Annotated in this window: 18 protein-coding genes; 6 read left to right on the top strand and 12 right to left on the bottom strand. The window is 64.1% G+C overall.

Going from position 1 to position 18,806, the window contains the following annotated elements; all coding sequences use genetic code 11:
* Nucleotides 1-127: 127 nt before the first annotated feature.
* From NKH57_RS27580 to NKH57_RS27560, 5 genes are all read right to left on the bottom strand, one after another.
* Nucleotides 128-1,066: an ABC transporter substrate-binding protein gene (locus NKH57_RS27580; protein WP_352949099.1), complete on the bottom strand. Its 939-nt coding sequence runs from the start codon at nucleotides 1,064-1,066 to the stop codon at nucleotides 128-130.
* A 76-nt stretch (nucleotides 1,067-1,142) separates the two neighbouring features.
* A complete protein-coding gene (locus NKH57_RS27575; RefSeq protein WP_023757324.1) occupies nucleotides 1,143-2,141 on the bottom strand; it encodes an ABC transporter permease subunit in 999 nt (332 codons plus the stop codon).
* Complete coding sequence (locus NKH57_RS27570) at nucleotides 2,138-3,682, bottom strand: sugar ABC transporter ATP-binding protein (RefSeq protein ID WP_352949096.1); 1,545 nt, start codon at nucleotides 3,680-3,682, stop codon at nucleotides 2,138-2,140. The genes NKH57_RS27575 and NKH57_RS27570 overlap by 4 nt, the downstream gene beginning before the upstream one ends.
* The gene (locus NKH57_RS27565) at nucleotides 3,679-5,058 is read right to left on the bottom strand and encodes a carbohydrate kinase (protein ID WP_352949093.1); all 1,380 of its coding nucleotides are present in this window, start codon (nucleotides 5,056-5,058) and stop codon (nucleotides 3,679-3,681) included. Before NKH57_RS27565 ends, NKH57_RS27570 begins: the two co-directional genes overlap by 4 nt.
* Complete coding sequence (locus NKH57_RS27560; RefSeq protein ID WP_352949091.1) at nucleotides 5,055-5,837, bottom strand: DeoR/GlpR family DNA-binding transcription regulator; 783 nt, start codon at nucleotides 5,835-5,837, stop codon at nucleotides 5,055-5,057. The genes NKH57_RS27565 and NKH57_RS27560 overlap by 4 nt, the downstream gene beginning before the upstream one ends.
* A 191-nt stretch (nucleotides 5,838-6,028) precedes the next feature.
* On the opposite strand from NKH57_RS27560, the gene NKH57_RS27555 reads away from it, so the two are divergent.
* Genes NKH57_RS27555 through NKH57_RS27545 form a run of 3 tightly spaced genes read left to right on the top strand, consistent with a single transcriptional unit; the run spans nucleotide 6,029 to nucleotide 9,206 of the window.
* Nucleotides 6,029-7,075: a class II aldolase/adducin family protein gene (locus NKH57_RS27555; RefSeq protein ID WP_352949089.1), complete on the top strand. Its 1,047-nt coding sequence runs from the start codon at nucleotides 6,029-6,031 to the stop codon at nucleotides 7,073-7,075.
* Between the two features lie 20 nt (nucleotides 7,076-7,095).
* Nucleotides 7,096-8,370 carry an FGGY-family carbohydrate kinase gene (locus NKH57_RS27550; protein WP_352949086.1) on the top strand — a complete coding sequence of 425 codons (1,275 nt, stop codon included), beginning with the start codon at nucleotides 7,096-7,098 and terminating at the stop codon, nucleotides 8,368-8,370.
* Entirely contained in the window at nucleotides 8,367-9,206 is an 840-nt protein-coding gene (locus tag NKH57_RS27545) for a TIGR01459 family HAD-type hydrolase (protein ID WP_352949084.1), read from the top strand. The genes NKH57_RS27550 and NKH57_RS27545 overlap by 4 nt, the downstream gene beginning before the upstream one ends.
* Here the strand turns inward: NKH57_RS27545 and NKH57_RS27540 are convergent.
* Nucleotides 9,193-10,203: a sugar-binding transcriptional regulator gene (locus tag NKH57_RS27540; protein ID WP_352949082.1), complete on the bottom strand. Its 1,011-nt coding sequence runs from the start codon at nucleotides 10,201-10,203 to the stop codon at nucleotides 9,193-9,195. The two genes, NKH57_RS27545 and NKH57_RS27540, sit on opposite strands and share 14 nt — an antisense overlap.
* 158 nt (nucleotides 10,204-10,361) lie before the next feature.
* Between NKH57_RS27540 and NKH57_RS27535 the strand changes: the two genes are divergently transcribed.
* Nucleotides 10,362-11,156 carry a hypothetical protein gene (locus NKH57_RS27535; protein ID WP_352949080.1) on the top strand — a complete coding sequence of 265 codons (795 nt, stop codon included), beginning with the start codon at nucleotides 10,362-10,364 and terminating at the stop codon, nucleotides 11,154-11,156.
* Between the two features lie 15 nt (nucleotides 11,157-11,171).
* Here NKH57_RS27535 and ptsP read toward each other — a convergent pair whose 3' ends face one another.
* The 5 genes from ptsP to NKH57_RS27510 form a co-directional block, all read right to left on the bottom strand.
* On the bottom strand, nucleotides 11,172-13,151 hold the full coding sequence (ptsP, locus tag NKH57_RS27530) for a phosphoenolpyruvate--protein phosphotransferase (RefSeq protein WP_352949077.1): 1,980 nt from the start codon (nucleotides 13,149-13,151) through the stop codon (nucleotides 11,172-11,174).
* A 58-nt stretch (nucleotides 13,152-13,209) separates the two neighbouring features.
* On the bottom strand, nucleotides 13,210-13,590 hold the full coding sequence (locus NKH57_RS27525) for a PTS glucitol/sorbitol transporter subunit IIA (RefSeq protein ID WP_352949074.1): 381 nt from the start codon (nucleotides 13,588-13,590) through the stop codon (nucleotides 13,210-13,212).
* 108 nt (nucleotides 13,591-13,698) lie between these two features.
* Nucleotides 13,699-14,703, bottom strand: coding sequence for a PTS glucitol/sorbitol transporter subunit IIB (srlE, locus tag NKH57_RS27520; protein WP_352949071.1), 1,005 nt, complete (start codon nucleotides 14,701-14,703; stop codon nucleotides 13,699-13,701).
* A gap of 16 nt (nucleotides 14,704-14,719) precedes the next feature.
* A complete protein-coding gene (gene srlA, locus NKH57_RS27515; protein WP_023757336.1) occupies nucleotides 14,720-15,481 on the bottom strand; it encodes a PTS glucitol/sorbitol transporter subunit IIC in 762 nt (253 codons plus the stop codon).
* A gap of 117 nt (nucleotides 15,482-15,598) precedes the next feature.
* Nucleotides 15,599-16,036 (bottom strand): transcriptional regulator GutM, encoded by a 438-nt coding sequence (locus tag NKH57_RS27510; protein ID WP_023757337.1) that lies wholly within the window; start codon nucleotides 16,034-16,036, stop codon nucleotides 15,599-15,601.
* Nucleotides 16,037-16,230: 194 nt separating this feature from the next.
* Between NKH57_RS27510 and NKH57_RS27505 the strand changes: the two genes are divergently transcribed.
* Both NKH57_RS27505 and NKH57_RS27500 read left to right on the top strand, forming a co-directional pair.
* Nucleotides 16,231-16,872, top strand: a complete 642-nt coding sequence (locus tag NKH57_RS27505) for a hypothetical protein (protein WP_023757338.1) — start codon at nucleotides 16,231-16,233, stop codon at nucleotides 16,870-16,872.
* 91 nt (nucleotides 16,873-16,963) lie between these two features.
* Nucleotides 16,964-17,638 (top strand): HAD family hydrolase, encoded by a 675-nt coding sequence (locus NKH57_RS27500; protein ID WP_352949105.1) that lies wholly within the window; start codon nucleotides 16,964-16,966, stop codon nucleotides 17,636-17,638.
* 3 nt (nucleotides 17,639-17,641) lie between these two features.
* Here NKH57_RS27500 and NKH57_RS27495 read toward each other — a convergent pair whose 3' ends face one another.
* On the bottom strand, nucleotides 17,642-18,784 hold the full coding sequence (locus NKH57_RS27495; protein WP_352949067.1) for a DUF930 domain-containing protein: 1,143 nt from the start codon (nucleotides 18,782-18,784) through the stop codon (nucleotides 17,642-17,644).
* Nucleotides 18,785-18,806: the final 22 nt, after the last annotated feature.

Genomic DNA, 18,806 nt, shown 5'->3' with positions numbered 1-18,806 from the left:
CCCGCCCCGGGGGGCGGCGCCCGTCTTGTAGAGCCTCCCCCCCGCCCGCGCCGCCCCCGGCGCGCCGGCGCCGGCCCCGCCCGGCGGGGCCGCGCCCCCCCCCCCCCCCCACGCTGCTGAGGGACGTTTAGCGGGCCGCGGTCCAGCCCTTGTAGTCCTTCAGGTTCTCAGCCGTGATCAGCTTCGGGTCGAGCAGCACGGTCGGCTCCGCTGGCTTCTTGCCGGCCAGCAGGTCAGCCGCCATCGTCAGCGACTGGCCAGCCATCACATAAGGGTCCTGCGAGGCCGAAGCCTTGATCATCGAGGTGCCGGAGGCGAGTTCCTTCTCGATATCGGGCGCGCCGTCGACCGCGGTGAAGACGAATTCCGACCGGTTGAGCTGCTTGGCAGCGAGCTGGGCGCCGATCGCCGTCGGGTCGTTGATGGCGAACACCGCGTCGATCTTGTCGAAGCGGGTGAGCAGCGACTGGAACACCTTCAGGCCGCCGTCGCGCGAGCCTTCGGCATTCTGGTCGTCGGAGAGGATCTTGATTTCGGGATGCTGCGCCAGCACGTTCTTGCAGCCCTTCACCCGCTCCAGGATCGACGAGGATGCCGGCCCGTTGAGGATGACGTAATCGCCCTTGCCGCCGGTATGGTCGACCAGGTATTGGCAGGCCTCTTCGCCGGCCTTGACGTTGTTTGTCATCACCGTGACGTCGGCGCCCGGCGCCGAAACGTCGAAGGCGGCAACGACGATGCCCGCCGCCTGCGCCTTCTTCACTGCCGGCGCGATCGCCTTGGCGTCGACGGCGTTGAGCATGATCACGTCGACGCCGGCGGCGATGAACGAATCGACCTGCGAGACCTGCTTGTTGAGGTCATAGTCGGCCGACACCGATGTCACCTCCACCTTCGGGTTGATCTTCTTGGCCGCGTCCTCGATGCCCTTGATGGTGGCGACGAAGAAGGGGTTGCCGAGCAGGCCGACCGAGATCCCGACCTTGTTGAGGTCCTTGGCCGAAGCAGGCGCGATGGCGAGCGACGCGAGTGCGACGCCGCAGAGCAGTTTGGCGATGGTCTTCATTGCTTTCCTCCGATTGCCCCGCGCCTCTCACGGTGCGTTACACAAACCGGTCGTTGACGCCGGCGACTAAGGTCAATCACGTTCGTGCTCCGGCCTGGAGCCTGTAGCGGTCGAGGGCGACCGCCACGATGATGACCAATCCCTTGATGATGTACTGCCAGATGTCCGAAACGCCGGCCAAGATGAGCCCGTTGGAGAGCACGGCGATGATCAGACCGCCGATCAGCGTGCCCCAGATCGAGCCGACGCCGCCGACGAAGCTGGTGCCGCCCAGAATGACCGCGGCAATGGCGTCGAGTTCGTAGGACTGGCCGAGCTGCAGGCCGTTGGCGGCATAGAGCCGGGCCGCCGACATGGCGCCGCCAAGGCCAGCCAGAAGGCCGGAAACGCCATAGACGAAGAGCAGCACCAGCGGCACCTTGATGCCGGTCAGGCGTGCCGCCTCGGCGTTGCCGCCGACGGCGTAGATCCAGGTGCCGAGCACGGTGCGCTTGAGCACCAGCCAGGACAGCACCACCACCGACAGCGCGATGATGACCAGCCAGGGAATGCCGAACAGCGAACCGTTGCCGATGAAGTCGAACGGCAGGTCCGCGTTGAACACCGTCGTGTCCTGGCCGAGCAGGCGGGCGACGCCGCGCACAGCGGTCAGCGAACCGAGCGTGACGATGAACGGCGGCAGCTTGATATATGCTATGAGCAGCCCGTTGATGACGCCGAAGCCGAGGCCGACCAGAATGGCCGCCGGCACGCCGAGCAGGCCCCAATCGGGCACCAGCGATACGATCACCGCCACCATCGCCGAGGCAGCAAGGATGGCGCCGACAGACAGGTCGATGCCGCCTGTCAGGATGACGAAGGTCATTCCGGCCGCAAGCACGATGTTGATCGATGATTGCTGTGTGACGATCAGCAAATTGGTCTCGGTCAGGAAACGCGGGTTCAGGAATTGGAAGCCGGCCGCCAGCAGGATCAGTACCGGCAGCATGCCGAGGGCGGCGAAAGCCGTGCGCAACCGCCGGCTCGCGCCCGTGGCCTGGCCGCCTGCGCTGATCTCGGTCGCCTTGTCGGTCATTGCTGAGCCGCTCCCGTTGCAAGTTCCATGATTTTTTCCTGGCTGAGCGGCTCGCCCTGGCTTGCCGTCACCTCGCCCGAAATCGTGCCGTCGCGCATCACCAGCACACGATCGGCGACGCCGATCACCTCCGGCAGTTCGCTGGAGATCATCAAGACGGCGATGCCCTGCTTGGCGAGATTGTCGATCAGCCGGTAGATTTCCGACTTCGCCCCGACATCGACGCCGCGGGTCGGCTCGTCGAGGATGACCACCTTCGGCTCGGTTTCGAGCAGCCGGGCGAGCAGCACCTTTTGCTGGTTGCCGCCCGAAAGCGAGCCGGCATTGACCTGCACAGAACTGGTACGGATGGAGAGATCGGCAACAGCCTTGGAAGCGCGTCCTTCGGCGGCCGCGAAGTCGCGCAAGCCGCCTGCGCCCGCATCCTTCGCCAGCACGCCCATATTGATGTTGTCGGAAATCGACATGTCGAGGAATAGGCCGAGTTCTTTGCGGTCCTCGGTCAGATAGGCAATGCCGGCATCGAGCGCCTCACGCGGCGAGCCGATGGTTACAGGCTCGCCGTCGAGTTCCAGCGTGCCGGATGTGCGCCTGTCGGCGCCAAAGATCAGCCGTGCAAGCTCGGTGCGGCCGGAGCCGACCAGACCCGCCAACGCCAGCACCTCGCCCTTGTGCAGGTCGAATGAGCAGTTCTCCAGGAGACGGCCGTCGGACATGCCGCGCACCGAGAGTGCCACCGCGCGCTTTTCGTCCGGCGGCCTATGGTCCTTCTTGTAGAAGGCGGACAGATCGCGGCCGACCATCATCGATACCAGGCGCGAGGCGCTGAGCTCGGCCCGCCCGAGCGTGCCGACATAACCGCTGTCGCGCAGCACGCTGACGCGGTCGGCAAGCTGGTAGACCTCTTCCATGCGGTGACTGATGTAGATGATGGCGATGCCTTGCGATTTTAGCGTCGCAATGACCTCGAACAGCCGGTCGGTCTCGCGCGAGGTCAGTGACGTCGTCGGCTCATCCATGACGATGATGCGTGCATTGGTCGACAGCGCGCGGGCGATCTCGACCAGCTGGCGCTCGCCGAGCGACAGGCTGGAGACCACGTCGCGGGCCGAGAAAGAGACGCCGAGACGCGCGATGATCTCCGTGGCCCGCCGGGTGCACTGGTCACGGTCGACGATGCCGAAACGGCGCGGCTCGTTGCCGAGGAAGATGTTCTGCGCCACCGTCAGATTGGGCGCCAGCGATAGCTCTTGATAGATCACCGCGACGCCGCTGGCGCGCGCCTTGATCGGATCGCCGGTCACGGCGGGCATGCCGTCGATCAGGATCTCGCCGCCGGCATCCGGCCGATAGGCGCCTGAAAGCACCTTCATCAATGTCGACTTTCCGGCACCGTTTTCGCCCATCAAGGCGTGAAGCTCGCCGGCATGGACGCTGAGCGAGACGTCCTGCAAGGCGCGGATGGCGCCGAACGTCTTGGAGATGTGCCGCATTTCCAGCACCGGCTGACGCGCGGTCTCGACCTTGGCAGCCGCACTCATCGCGCGCCTCCCGCCGTCGCACCAGCGATCCCCCGGTCCATGGCGAAGGCACGCCAATCATCGCGATAGAACGCCAATCCAGTGAAACGCGATGCGTGCACCGGCTCCGGAACTTCGGCGGCAAATTCCCGCCCGACGCTCTCGAAAGCGAGCGCCGCGGCACCCGTGGCGCTGCCTTCCAGCGTGGCGCCCTGCAGGAAGGACTGACCGGGACGCAACTGCACCAGCAGGCTGGCGAGCAAACCGCCAGCGTTCAGCCCGCCATCGACGATCACGGTGTTTTGCGAATGGATCAGGTCAAGCGACAGATCGACCATCAACGCCACATAAAGCAGCGCCGCGGCGGCCCGCTCCTCGGCATCGGGCGTGCGGCCGACCAGCAGGCCGGACGGGCCGGCCATCGGCCCGCCCGGCGCGAAGCTCGGCAGCGCCATGATGCCAGCGTCGATCACCCGTTGTATTGCGGACAGGCCGATTTCGCCTTGCCAGCCGCCGCTGATGGTTGCGAATTCGCGCCCGCCCATGAAACGGATGGTCGGCACCGGGCCGCCGTCGACATCGACATTGACCAGCATGTCGCGATCCTGGTCGAGCGCGTCGAGCGGGCAGTCGGGATTGAGCACGATGACCCAGGTGCCGGTCGAAACGACGGTGACCGGGCCGAGCTCCTGCCGGCGATAGGCATGCAGCGCCGCATTCGAGTCATGGACGCCATTGTGGATGGCGATCGGCCGAGCCGCGTTGCCGAGGTGCCGTTCGCCGATCACGGCGCCGGCGCGCTCGAAGGAAGGCATCCGGTCACGCCAACCTTGCGCATCGACCAGCGAGGAAAAGTCTTGGCTGCGCGGCGCCCACAGATGCGAGTGGCAGCCAAGATAGGACACTTCCGATACCGCTCGCCCGCCAAGGCGCCAGCTCCAGTATTGCGGATAGCCGAGGATCGATTTCGACGCCGCGAACGCCTCGGGATCAATCGCCTCAAGCCACAGCATGTGGCGGCCGTAGTTGAAGCCGAGCGGCAGTCGCGGCGAGAAGGTTTCGGCAAAATCCGGAATGCGGCGATCGATCCGCGCGGCAATCTCGGCCGGCGGCTCTTGCTCGTAGTCGAGGATCGGATGCGTCAGCGCCGCCTCGTCGATCAAGGCAAAGGTGCAGCCATGGCCCGACACCATCAGCCCCTCGATACCATGGCTGTCGACCGCATCGGCGACGGCATTGAGCGCCCAATCGTGGAGCGTTGCCTCGTCAAGCACGCTGAAGCCACCCTGGGGCACCCAGTTCGGCTGTGTCCGGCGCTCGTCGAGAATGCGCCCGTCCTGACCGAAGACGAACAGCTTCGAATTGGTCTTGCCGAAATCGAGAACCGCCACCTTCACTGCATGGCTCCCGAGGATGAGGCTATCCGCACCATGACGCCGGCATCTTCCAGCATGCGCGCGTCGGTATCGGAAAGGCCGTCGTCGGTGACCAGTGTCCCGATGCGGGAAAGCGGCAAGGCGACGTTGCGTGCATGGATCGACAATTTGCGGCTGTCGGCCAGCACCACGATCTGGTCGGCGCAGAGACTGAGGTCGACGATGGAGCGCACCAGCAAGGGATGCGATTCCAGCACGCCTTCCTGGCCAATGCCTTGTGCGCCGAGGAAGAATTTCGAGCCGTAGAAGGGCACGGGCTGGATGAGCGAATGGATGATGCCGGGTTCGCGATGCAGCTCGCCGCCGGCAACGGTCAGGCTGCAATGGCCGTGGTCGCTCAGATAGGCGGCCAGCGGCATCGAGTTGGTGTAGAGGCGGATGTTGCGCTCAGCGAGCTTGACGCCGAGATGGAAGCAGGTCGAACCGCAATGCACGATGACTGCATCGCCGTCCCGCACCATCGTCGCGGCAAGGGCGGCGATCTGCCGCTTGGCCTCGACCGCTAGGTCCCGGTTCTCGTCATAGGGCCTCGCATAGGCGACACCTGCCTGGGAAGCACCGTCAAGCGCCGAGATGCCGCCATAGACCTTTCGCGCCTCGCCGGCTTCATCGATCCTGTCGATGTCGCGCCTGACCGTCGCGGCGGAAACGCCGAGCCGCTCCTGAAGCTCGCGCACCGAGGCGAACGGGCGATCCCGCAGCAGTTCGACGATCTGACGCTGGCGGCCGGAGTCGCTCACTCTTTCCTCCCGAGTGCCTTTTCCGTGGCATTTGGCGCAACTTACTCAACATTAGGCGGATTGCAAGCGGGTTTTGATGATAGTAGATCACTATTGACGTAGATCACTCGTATCTGCGATATCAGCGCCAATTCGACCCCGGCAACGGGATTTCGCGCAGGACACGGCCGAGCCGTTGGAGGAAAAGCGCCATGGCAACCCAAGCTGACGCGAAGGAACTGGCGGCCTTGCGGGCGCTTTCGGCCAGCATCGGGCGAAGCCCGCACCTGACCCAGGCGGCAGGCGGCAACACTTCGCTGAAAGCCGGCGATACGCTGTGGATCAAGGCTTCCGGCACATGGCTGAAGGATGCGCTCAGCGACGACATCATGGTGCCGGTGGCCATGGCGCCGCTGCTCAAGGCTGTCGAACAGCGCGACCGCGCCGCCGACCAGCCGCAGGGTTTCACCATCGCGGCGCTCAACCCGCGCGGCCTGCGCCCGTCGATCGAGACCACGGTGCACGCCCTTATGCCGCAGCGCGTGGTTCTGCATGTCCACTGCGTCGACACCATCTCGCTTGCCGTGCAAGCCGATGGTGAGGCCGAGGTCGCCAGGCGGCTCGATGGCATCGAATGGGCCTATGTACCCTATTTCCGGCCAGGCCTGCCGCTTGCCCGCGGCATTGCCGAAAAGCTTCGGCCTGATGTCGACGTGCTGATCCTTGCCAATCACGGGCTGGTCGTCGCCGCCGAAACCGTCGCCGAGGCGGAGCTTCTGCTACGCCGAGTCAGGTCCCTGCTGGCCCGGCCGGCGCGCGCGACCGCCCCGCCCGACCTTGCCGCCTTGAGGGCGCTTGCGGGCGCCAGCGGCTACAGGTTGCCGGCCGATGTCGAAGCGCATGCGGTCGCGCTCGACCCGGAGAGCCGCCGCATGGCGGAGGCCGGCAGCCTCTATCCGGACCACGTCATCTTCCTGGGCCAGTGCTCCGTCTTGGCGAGGCCTGGCGAGACCGCGGCTGATGTCGGCGCGCGGCTGGGCACGGCGCCGGCGGCGATCCTTTTTCCCGGCGCGGGCGTGCTGATGCGCGGCGGCACCGGCGCTGGCGCCGATGCCATGCAACGCTGCCTAGCCGACGTGACGGCGCGCATCGACATTGCGGCACGTCTGAACTATCTCACCCCCGCCGAGAACAACGAGCTAGTCAACTGGGACGCCGAGCAGTACCGCCAAAAGCTCAACGCGGCCGGCGGAGCATGAGCCCGAAAAGGACCGATGCCATGATGCCACTTGCCATAGGCATCGACATCGGCACGTCGGGTGCGCGCGCCGTGGCCATGCGTCCGGATTTCTCCATTGCCGGGTATTCGGCTGTTCCGCTCGACAGGTTCGGCCCAAACTCCCGCGATCCCGCTGTGTGGTGGTCGACGGTCGGCGCAGCGCTGACGGAACTGCTTTCCGGCATCGATCGTGCAGCGGTCCGCGCCATCGCCGTCGACGGCACGTCGGGCACGCTGCTGCCGATCGATGGCGCCGGGCGACCACTGGCCGAGCCGCTGATGTACAACGACAAGGTCGCCGATGACGATATCCTGGCTGCGATCACCCGCGAGGTGCCGGCTGCAAGTGCTGCGCATGGCCCAACATCAGGGCTTGCCAAGGCGCTCCAGTTTCAGCGCCTGTCCGGCGTCGCGAAGATGCTGCACCAGGCCGATTGGATCGCTGGAAACTTCTCCGGCCGCTTCGATGTCAGCGACGAGAACAATGCTCTGAAGACGGGCTACGATGTCGAAGCCCGCCGCTGGCCGGATTGGATCGCGACGACCGGAATGCGCATGGAGTTGCTGCCGCGCGTCGTCGAGCCGGGCGATGTCACCGGCGCTCTCACCGCTGCCGCCGCGGAGCAGTTCGGCTTGCCGCGCGACGTGGCCGTGGTCGCCGGCACCACGGATGGCTGCGCCTCGTTCCTGGCGACCGGCGCAGCGACCATTGGCGACGGCGTCACGGCTCTGGGATCCTCGCTGACCATCAAGATCCTGTCCGATCGGCCGATCTCGGCGCCGCGCTTCGGCATCTACAGCCATCGGCTCGGCAATGCCTGGCTGGCCGGCGGCGCGTCGAATTCCGGCGGCAAGGTGCTCGCCCAGCATTTTACGCTCGCGCGTATCATCGAACTCAGCGCGGCGATCGACCCCACCACGACGACCGGCCTCGACTACTACCCACTCAGCACTTCAGGCGAGCGCTTCCCGATCGCCGATCCGGCGTTGCCGCCACGTCTTGTGCCACGGCCAACGGACGACGCCGATTATCTCCAGGCGATGTTCGAGGGTATCGCCGCGATCGAAGCACTCGGCTACGACAGGCTGGCCGAACTCGGCGCGCCTGCGCTGACATCGGTCAGGAGCGTCGGCGGTGGCGCGGCAAACCCGGCCTGGACTGCGATCCGGCAGCGCAAGTTGGGCGTCGATTTCCTGCCAGCGCTTTCCGACGAGGCTGCAGCCGGCACAGCGCGGCTGGCGCTGAAGGGCGCAAGCCAAGCGGGGCTTCTATGACGAAACGTCTGGACGGCATCGGGCCGCTGGCAGAACGCTACGAAGTTTTCCTGCTCGACCAGTTCGGGGTGCTGCATGACGGCACGCGGCCCTATCCGGGCGCGGTGGCGGCCCTGTCGGCGCTGAAGCACGCCGGCAAGACCGTGGTGCTGATTTCCAATTCCGGCAAGCGGGCGCAGCCCAATGAAAGCCGGCTCATAAAACTCGGCTTCGAACCGGGAAGCTGGGACCTTTTTGTCTCCTCCGGAGAGGTGGCGTGGCGATGCTTTCATGACATGGCGGCATCGGGAGAGCTGCGCCCGGGGACAAAATGCCTGCTGATCAGCCGCGACGACGATCGCACGGCCATCGACGGCCTGCCTTTTGTACTGACCGAGGCCGGCGAAGACGCCGAACTGGTGCTGATTTCAGCCAGCGAGGGCGACTGCTACGACCTCGACCATTACCGCCACCTGCTCGCGCCGGCAGCGGCGCGGCGGGTGCCATGCTTCTGCACCAATCCTGACATTGTCATGCTGACATCCGTCGGCCCACGCTTCGGCGCCGGCAGGTTGGCGGACCTCTATGAGAGCCTGGGCGGCAGCGTCACCCGCATCGGCAAACCCTACAAAGCGATTTTCGACGCAGCACTGGCGCTGGCGGGCGAGCCGGACCGCGGCACCGTGGTCTGCATTGGTGACAGCGTCGAGCACGACATATCAGGGGGAAACAGCGCCGGCGTCGCCACGGCGCTGGTGCTCAGTGGAATACTGGCGGGCACACCGGATCTCGCCGCCGTTTTCGACGAACAGCAGGCCTGGCCGGACTATATTACGGACAGCTTCAGCTTCCGCTGACCGCTTCCAGCATGCGCCTTGCGCTTTCCTCGTCGGTGATCAGGATCGTCGGCGCGATCAGGGTCATCGCGCCGAGCAGCGCTTCGGTCTTCTCCGCACCGCCCGAGGTGAGGATGCGGATCGGCGCCTTGCGCAGACGGTCGACATCCACCGACATCACATGGCTGTTGACGGGATGGTCGACCAATTCGCCGTCGCGGTCGAAGAAATGGAACAGCAGGTCGCCAACGGCGCCACGCGCAAGCAGAGCCTCCCGATCCGCCTCCTTGAGAAAGCCGCCTAGAGAGAAGGTTGTGGCCGAGGCGATGCCGCCGACGCTCAGCAGAACGGCATCGAGCACATTGGCCATCTCAAAAACCTCCTGCAGGCCGCAGCGCTCGACCAGCGCGATCTTGGTCTCGACGCTGTCGACTACGGCCGGCGTCGGGATCAGATAGCCGTCGCCCTGGAAGATCTGGGCGAAGCGCCAGGCGAACTCTGCCGGGTTGTAGCGCCGCACGACGCCGACACCGCCAAGCAGCGAAATGACCTTGAAGTCGGTGAGCGACTTGGCACTGATGAAGGGCAGGCTCGAAAACAGCGTCCGGCCCCAGCCGACGCCGACGCGCATGCCGGACTTCATCGTATCTGACAGGAAGCTGCCGGTCTTGGCGCTGATCGCCTGGACAGGGTCGGCATTGGGTGCGGAAAGTGGTGCCACCAGCGCCTGTTGCAAGCCGAACGTCTTTTCCAGCGCGCGCTCCAGCCGCACGATCTCCGACAATTCGCTCTCAATGCTGATTTTGACTTCATTGCGCGCGCGGGCATCCGCCAGCATGCGCACGATGGTGACGCGGCCGACGCCGAGCACATCGGCGATCTCGTTCTGCGTCATCTGCTCGACGAAATACATCCAGGCGGCGCGGATCCTGAGGCGATCCGTCCGGCTTTCGCCGGCGACCTGCTCGGTTGCCTCGCCGCGGCCGTCGCCGTTTTCACCCTGTCGTCGCCTGCCCACGCGTGTCTCTCCCCCCGCGGCGAAGGACGAGCGCGCCGTCGCCGATTCTGCATGCTGGTCTAGTATCGCCTATTGATCTACCAATCGATAGGAACAATGTAGAGGTGGTGGCCACTCCCTGTTGGCGGCCATCCGCAGCAATTTCGAGGCGATCCGCCATGCTCCGACAAATCTCCGAAGATGTCCGCGTCAACCTGAAGGACCGGCTGCGGGAAGTCCGCGATGCCATCCGCCATGACGGCAGCGGCGACGCCAGCATTCTGCGCGAAGCAACCAGCCATCTGCCGTCGTTTCCGGGCAAGGGCATCGAAGACCTGCTCAGCCATGCCGCGAGTGCAGTCGACGAAGCGCTGTCGATCGCTGAATCCTTCGTCCCGCACGAGCGCCCGATAAAGGTGGACGGCACAACCGTGAAGGGCCTCGGCACCTATTTCCCGGTCGGCAACGACGATCGCCAGCTGACCGCGGAACGGCTGTTCCGGCGCGATATGTACTATCTGACCAAGGCGGTGCTTGCCGGCCTGAATATCGACAATGCCCGCATCCACGAAGCTGATTTTGCGGCCGTCCATGCCACGATGCGCAAGCGGCATGGCGACCTTTTGGCCGCATTGGCCGCGCCGGGCGCCGGATTGCAGGCGATCGCGGCCATTTGTTCGGCGCTGCTGGTCGAGTGCCTCAACCAGCGTCCCGTTCGCTTTGCCGAGACCGCGCCGGAAACGTCGGCGCGGGCGAGCGGCCAAGCGCTCGACATAAGCTGCCTGGCGCCGCTCGTCTTGGCCTGCGGCCTGGCAACCACCGGCAGGGACGGTTCGCCGGAACCTGATATGCTGGAGATCGCGATCCTGGCAGCCGATATTCGCCGCGACCGTATCGTTCAGGCCTGCGCCAAGGCGAACCCGATCACCGAACTGACATCCGTTTTCGCCACCTTGCTTGCCCATTTGCCGTAATTGTCGCGACTTCGGCTAGCCTTCCGCCGCCATCGCCATGATCGCCTTCTTGGCGCGCTGGATCGAAGCCGGGCTCATCGAGAGCTCGGTCAGCCCCATCCCCACGAAGGTGGCGATAAGGTCGGGACGGCCGGCCGCCTCACCGCACATGCCGACCATGATGCCGGCCGCGACGCCGGCTTTGGCCGTCATTTCGATCGCCGACATGACCGCCGGATTGGTGACGTCGTTGAGCTTGGCAACGGTCGGGTTCAGCCGGTCGGCCGCCATGATGTACTGGGTGAGATCATTGGTGCCGATCGAGAAGAAAGCGACCTCCCTGGCCAGCGCCGGGGCGATCAGCACGGCGGCCGGAGTCTCGATCATCACGCCGAGATCGAACGCCGCGTGCGGCACACCCTCGGCTTTCAATTCGGCGGCGCATTCATCGACCAGAACCCGCGTCTGCCTGACCTCGCCGATATCGGACACCATCGGCAACATCACCTTGATGTTGCCGTGCACGGCCGCCCGCAGCAGCGCCCGCAGCTGGCGCTTGAAGATGTCGGGCCGGTCGAGGCACATGCGGATGCCTCGCCAGCCCAAGAAGGGGTTTTCCTCGTCGGGAAATTCGATGCCGACAATCGGCTTGTCGCCGCCAATGTCGAGCGTCCGCACGATGACCGGATATGGCGAGAATGCCTTGGCCAGCGCCGCGTAGGTCTCCGCCTGCATGTCTTCGGAGGGAAGGTGCATGTGGCGCATGAACAGAAGCTCGGTGCGGAACAAGCCGATGCCCATCGCGCCAGCCTCCTGTGCTGCCTCGATTTCCTCCAGCGAGCCGATATTGGCCGCGACCTCGATGATCCTGCCGTCGGCGAGTTTCGGCGTCACCGTCTTGAAGACGGTCAATCCGGCGCGCTCTTTTGCCGCCGCTTCGACGCGGCCGGCGAAATCGGCACGGGTCGCCTCGTCGGGATCGATGATCACATGGCCATTGTTGCCGTCGAGCGCGACTTCTCGCGCGGTGCGCAAGGCATTGACCTGGTCGCCGAGGCCGAGCACCGCCGGAATGCCGTGCGAGCGGGCGATAATGGCGATGTGAGAGGTCGCGCCGCCATGGCCGCATATCACGCCGCCGATGCGCTTCAGCGGCGCGCGCGCCAGATCCCAGGCACCGATGTCATCGGCAATCAGGATAGCTCCCTGATGGATGTTCTCGAGGCTGACATCGTCCTGTCCAAGCAGCACCAGGCAGATCTGCCGGCCGACCGCGTGGACGTCATCCGCCCGTGCGTTGAGATAGTGATCGTCGACAGCGCTGAAATCGGCGGCGATGGTGGACGCCGCGGTGATGACGGCCGAAATCGCGTCGTTGCCGCCCCTGATCAGGCTTTCGGCCTCGCCGGTCAGGCTGGCGTCGGCGGCGATGTCACGGAGCGCGGCGACGATGCCGCGGTCTCCAGCCGACAGGCTGTCCTGCGCCAACGCCTGGTCCATGCGCGTCTGGACGGCGGCGACAGCGGCGCGGAACCTGTCGATCTCGCCGGCAACCTCCTCTGCCTGCAACACGCGACCCTGCCCGGCGATATCAGGCGGGAAATGCGCAAAGGCCGGGCCTATGGCGAAGCCTTCGCTCGCGGCCACACCACGCAAGCCGGTTGCAGCTCCAGGTGACGCCGGTGCGGATTCGGTTGCGGGCTTGACCGCCGGGTTCGGCCCGGTATCGCCGGTCGGCTGGTGTTCCTCATCCTCGAGACCGGCCCTCGGATTTTCCAGATAGCCGATCAACGCCTCGATGGCCTCGATGGCGTCGGCGCCATTGGCCCGAACGGTGACCTCCTGGTTCTCCTTGACCGCCAGCAGCATCAGCTTGACCGAGCTCTTGGCGCTCACCGCCTTGCCGTCCTTGACCAGCTCGACATCGGATTCGAAACTCTTGGCGAGCTTGACGAACCGCGTCGCGGGACGGGCGTGCAAACCTTCATGCACTCTGACGATGGTCGAGCGTTCCATGGCAAATACTCTGCTTTTTCTTGGCGCCACCGCCACACGGATGACGGCGCGAATACCGTCAGGCGGCGATGGTGATGATCGTACCGGTCTTCAGGGCGGCCACGAGCGCTTCCGGATCGACCGGCGATGCGCAGATTTCGCCTGGCCTCTCGGCCTCGGCGGCGCCGTTGAACGAGATGACGACATGGCCCATTTCCAACACCTTGCTCCATGCGCTGGCGCCGACCGCCGTTATGGAAGCTGAAACCGGCCCGAGGGTGATCGAAGCGCCCTTGGCGGGCGCTCCGTCACTCGGTCCCTGCTCGGTCTGGTGGAGCACCGAAACCTCGGCAAGCTCTGGCGGCGAGCCATCCGCAAACAGGATGACCACGCCCGCTTCGGCGAGGTCCGCCACTTCGGGGCCGACGGAAGTGACCCGCGTTCTCAGAAGAACCGTCATATGGCGAACCTCATTTTCCAATTGACCTCAGAGCGGTGAACCGCTCTATCTCTTTGTTTTGACGCAATTCCGGACGGAAAACCGCATCACACTTTTCCTGGAATTGCTTTAGAACACGATCAGGCTGACGACCCAGGCGATCAGCACCGATACCGGGCCCATGATCTGGCGGCTGATCAGCACCGCCGGAACACCGATCTCGATCGTCTTCGGTTTGGCTTCACCGAGCGCCAGGCCGACGGGGACGAAGTCGCAGCCGACCTGGGTATTGTAGGCAAACAGCGCCGGCAGCGCCATCGCCGGCGAAATCGTGCCGTTGGCGATCTGCGGGCCGATGATGGCGACGCCGATGACCTGCGCGATGACAGCGCCTGGCCCGAGGATGGGCGACAGGAACGGCAAGCCGCAGATCGCCGAGATGATCAGCAGGCCCACGATGTTGTTGGCCAGCGGCCCCATCGGCTGTGCCAGCACATCGCCGATGCCGGTGTACAGGATCAGACCGATGAGCATGGTCACGAAGGCCATGAACGGCAGGACGTTGCGGATGACCTGATCGATGGTGCGGCGCCCGGCATTGAAGAAGATACCGACGATACGCCCCATGACGCGGCCTATCGAGCTGATGAGACCGATCAGCCCACCCTCGCTTGGCAGCGGCTGTGGTATCGCAGTGGCATTGCTATTGCTCGAACCCATCGCTGCTGCTCCCCCTGCAGTGGTGACCGTTTCGGATCCGTCCGCCATTTTGATGTTGGCCGGCTTTACGCCCGAAACGTAGATGTCTTCGGTGATGAACTGGGCCAGCGGCCCGGATTGACCGACCGGCGTCAGGTTGACGGTCGGGATGCGCTTGCGCGGATAGACGCCGCATCGTGCGGTGCCGCCGCAGTCGACGACGACAACCGCCATCTCGCTTTCGATCGGCGGCGCCCTGAAGCCGTCGACGGCTTCGGCACCGGTCATGTCGGCGATGAGCTGCGCCACCGGGTGAATGCCGCCGCCAGTCACCGAAACAACCTTGCTTCGTTGTGCGGTCGGCTCGATGACCAGTGGGCCGCCCCAGCCGGTCTTGCCTTGAGAAATCTGTACGGCTTTGTATATCTTGTCCATGATGTCCTCCCCGCCCTTACAGCTCGACGCCCTGGCGGCGCGCCATGATGGAAGTGATGCGTTCGGTCAGCATGCCCTTCAGCAGGATGACGACGAGACCGACGATGGCGTACCAGATCGCCACCTTGACGTGGTAACCGGCGACGACGGCGCCCTTCTTTTCCAGCTCCAGCAGAGCGACGAGAATGCCGCCCCAGACGAAATATTCGCCGGGATTGATATGCGGGAACAGGCCGAGCGGCGGGTGAACATAGGAAACGGCCGCGTCATAGAAGGCCGGCTTGTGCTTTTCTTCCAGGAACGATCCGAACGTGTAGGCCATCGGATTGGTAAGGAAGAATACCGCCAGCAGCGGCAACAGCGTGTAGCGCGTCAATGCGACACGACCGGCGCCCCGCGCCAGACCGTGCACGCGCTCTTCGCCGACCAGTTCGGTGACGGCGTAGAAGGCCGTCATCAGCACCACCAGCGTCGGAATGATGCCGGTGACGAAGCCGGCGAACACCTCGCCGCCCTTTTGGAAGATACCGATGAAATACTTGCCGATCGCGGTGAGCCAGCCGAGTTGCTCTTCCTGCTGGACGTCCTTCAGTTTTTCCTTGAACTGGTCGACGGTGATCGGTCCACTGTCCGCTTGCGCAAGGACAACGAGGTGATCGGAAGCATGCTCGGCGGCGAGCTTGCCATGCAATGCAGCATCCGAGACCATGGCACCTGCGACATGCAGATTGTGCACCGCCATGTCGGCATGCTGCGCCAACAACGAAAATACAGACATTTCTCCTCCTTATGCCACCCGCCGGTTCATTCCAGTCGGTGCGCGGCGTCCTCTGTCCCTTTGATTTAGAGGTGGATTCAGATTCAGGTCGATTCCGACCTGAAAATCATCCGTCCTCTAGGCCCTTGCTATGTTCAAGCCGGACAGACCCGGCTTCTTCCCCGGCTCCGACCGTGTTTTGTCGATCTGTTCGATCGCCCGTTTCACGGCCTCGGCCACACCGGATTCCCCCTCCCCCATGATTGCAGGGTTGGACCGGAGTCGATCGAGGGGAACTCCCTCGAACTCTTCATGTCTTTTGAATTTGGTGAACACGGAACGGCCGCTCATCACCATCAGGCGGCGTACGACCAGATCGGGTGTCACCACGACAAGCGCGATGGTGCCCTTGGCCAATCGACCGCGAAAATTGCCGGCTCCGACGAAGCCATCCTTGTACTGATCGGTGACGCCCCTGAAAACATCCGAATAGTGTCGCATCTGCAGCCAGACGCCGAGCGATTGCAGCGCCCACACAATAACCAGCAGAAGCAGTCCCCACTGCCAAATCGCCATTCGGTTCTCCTCCCGAAGCCTCAGTTGACCGCACATTGGACCGGTACGTGACAACAGCAAAGTGAGAACATTTGTTTCCGAGAATGTCAATATGTATGATATTGACCTTATCTGCCGTCATCCACAGGGGCGCTGACAGATTTCGGCGACGACGCCATTGTGCTACCCTGGCCGGGAAACAGGATACGAGGATTATGGATCTGCCCTTTAGGGACGAACTGGCCTTGATGCCCGACCTTCGCCATCGATTGCGGCAGCTGCGCTGGTTCCGCGCCACGTTCCGCGGTAGCGCCAAGGTGGTCTCGGACACGTTCGGCGTGCGCTTCGAGATCGATGAGGCCAAGCTCACCAGGGCTTTTCTCGACTGGGTCGAGATCATGGAGGCGCAGAAGCGCTTCGCCGCGATCGACCGCGCCGACTTCATCGTCTTTGCCGCCGGCCTCGTGCTGCGCGAACTGATCAAACAGGCGCCGGCCAGGGAAATCTCCGGCCTTACCCAACTGATCGAGACGGAAACGAATGCCGGCACGCTGGAAATCGTCCGCTTCTGGCCGGAGGGATTCCTCTATACCAATTACTGTGTCTCGGCGATTTCGGCGATCCACGAGCAGGAATTCGGCACGGCGCCCAGCATCGATAAATGCGCCGACGATCTGCGCACCTGGTGGTCCTATCGCGAGAACGTGACCGAGATGCCGGCCTACGCCGTGGCCTTCCTCGACCGCTTCCTCGGTGCCGAGCCGAACTGGATAACGCCGGATCGCGCACAGTCCCGGCAAGCGATGCAACGGGCGCTCGGGACTTCCCGTGCGAGCGATGCGCTGCGCCAGCTTTGAGCCGCCGGCTTGTGGCCCAAAACACCCGCGCTATTGAACATTTGATTTTTTGCCGATAGCGATGTGCGGAATTGACTCGATGGAGAAGCGCGTGGCGCGACCAAGGCCTATCATTTTCGATTGCGACGGCGTTCTCGTCGACAGCGAGCCTCTGGCCGCCCGGGCCTATGAGCGTGTCTATGAAAAGCACGGCATGCCCGGCGTCAACACCGGCATCATCGCCCAGTGCATCGGCATGAAGCAGTCCGACATCATCGCCAAGATCAGGGATTTGACCGGCCATCAGTTTCCGGCGGCGGCGGACGGCGACATCTGGGCTGAGACCAAGGTCCTGTTCTCCGAGGAATTGAACCCGACAGCGGGAATAGCCGCCTTTCTGGAGTCGCTTGGGGGTGATCGCTGCGTTGCCTCATCCTCCTCCGTCGAGCGCATAAATCACAGCTTGGCCGTGACCGGACTGGCACGGTTTTTCGGCGATGCGATCTACAGCTCTTCCATGGTCAGGAACGGCAAGCCCGCGCCGGACATTTTTCTGTTCGCCGCCAATAAGATGGGCGCCAATCCCGCCGACTGCATCGTCATCGAGGATTCGCCCTTCGGCATCCAGGGCGCGGTCGCCGCCGGCATGACAGCGATCGGCTATACCGGCGGCGGCCACACTTATACCGAGCACAGCGCGCGGCTGACGGCTGCCGGTGCCGATCTCGTATGCGCCGATTGGCATGAAGTTAGCCGGCAATTGGCTGGGTTTGGTGTGCCGGCCTAGCTCTTAGCGAACAGGCAGTCCAAGGCGGACCCATTGGTCGGCTGGGATCACTGGCCCGACACGGAAATTGAAAGACAAGACCCTCGTCGCATTGGTGTCGACCTCGCATCGGAAGCCAAGATGATACCAGGTGGTTGTCGTGCGGAAGGCGACATCCGGGGCATCAAGGATATTGCCGGCCTTCAACGGAACACTTGGGATCAACTCGGGAAAATATGAAGCATCCAGCAATTGCTGCTGCAACGCACTGGCGCAAAGTTTGGCAGCCCGCTTGCCGCGAGGCACTCCGGCCATCGAGCTTGTGGCCGACGCATCGCCGGTCGCGCCTTGCGAATAGAGTTTGCGAACACCCGGAAGCCCTGAATAGCGCCGCGATGCAGCGGCGACGTCTTCGGAACTTGGCCTGCTGGCGCTCTCGCTTGCGGACCTCGAGACCTTTGGCAGCTCGGGCTTCGGCGCATTTGTGGGTCTGGGATTCGGCGCTTCGACTGATGTCGGAAGCTCGATCTCACCGTCATCGCCGGCAGCAGCCAACGGTGTCGGTGACGCGGGTGCTTGCTTGCCGTTGTCGTCCGCTTCCGGTTCCTGTTTGTCCGCCTGCTGCTTATCTACGTCTTTAGCCGAAGCTGCCTGCTTCTCCTGGGTGGGCTCGATCTCTTTCGCTGCCGGCTCCGCTGGGTCTGCCGAGGCGGTAGCTTTGTCGTCTGTCTGCTTCGGCACGGCGGCCGGCTTCGGCTGTTCATCCTTGGCCGGCGAGGGCGAGCCGTCTTGAGCGCTGGCCCCATCCAGAGATTTCCTGGGGCCGCTATCCCTGTCCCCGAACTGAAAAACAGGCTTCAGAACCTCGATCGGCGAGGGCTTCGGCGGCTGTTTTTCCGCCGGAGTTGACTTTTCAATCTTCTGTTCGAGCGGTTTTTCAGCCTTCGGCTCCGGCAGCTTTTCGGCTTTGGGCTGCTTTGGCTGCGGTTTCGGCTTTGGCTGATCAGGAGGGGGCACGAGCGCGACATTGACCGCTTGCTCCTGCTGCGGCTGTTTTGGAGCCTTGGGCACGTTGTAGACCAGGAGCGCTGCGATGAGTGCATGCAGGATCATCGATGCGGGCAACCCCCACAGCAGATGCCGCCGTTCTCCTGTCTTGCCCTTCATCCTCATCGATGTGGAATGAAAT

Origin of the sequence: Mesorhizobium sp. M1050 (assembly GCF_040318715.1) — a bacterium.
Classification (GTDB): Bacteria; Pseudomonadota; Alphaproteobacteria; order Rhizobiales; family Rhizobiaceae; genus Mesorhizobium.
The sequence above is the reverse complement of the archived record's forward strand: the minus strand, read 5'-3'. Positions and strand labels throughout refer to the sequence as shown.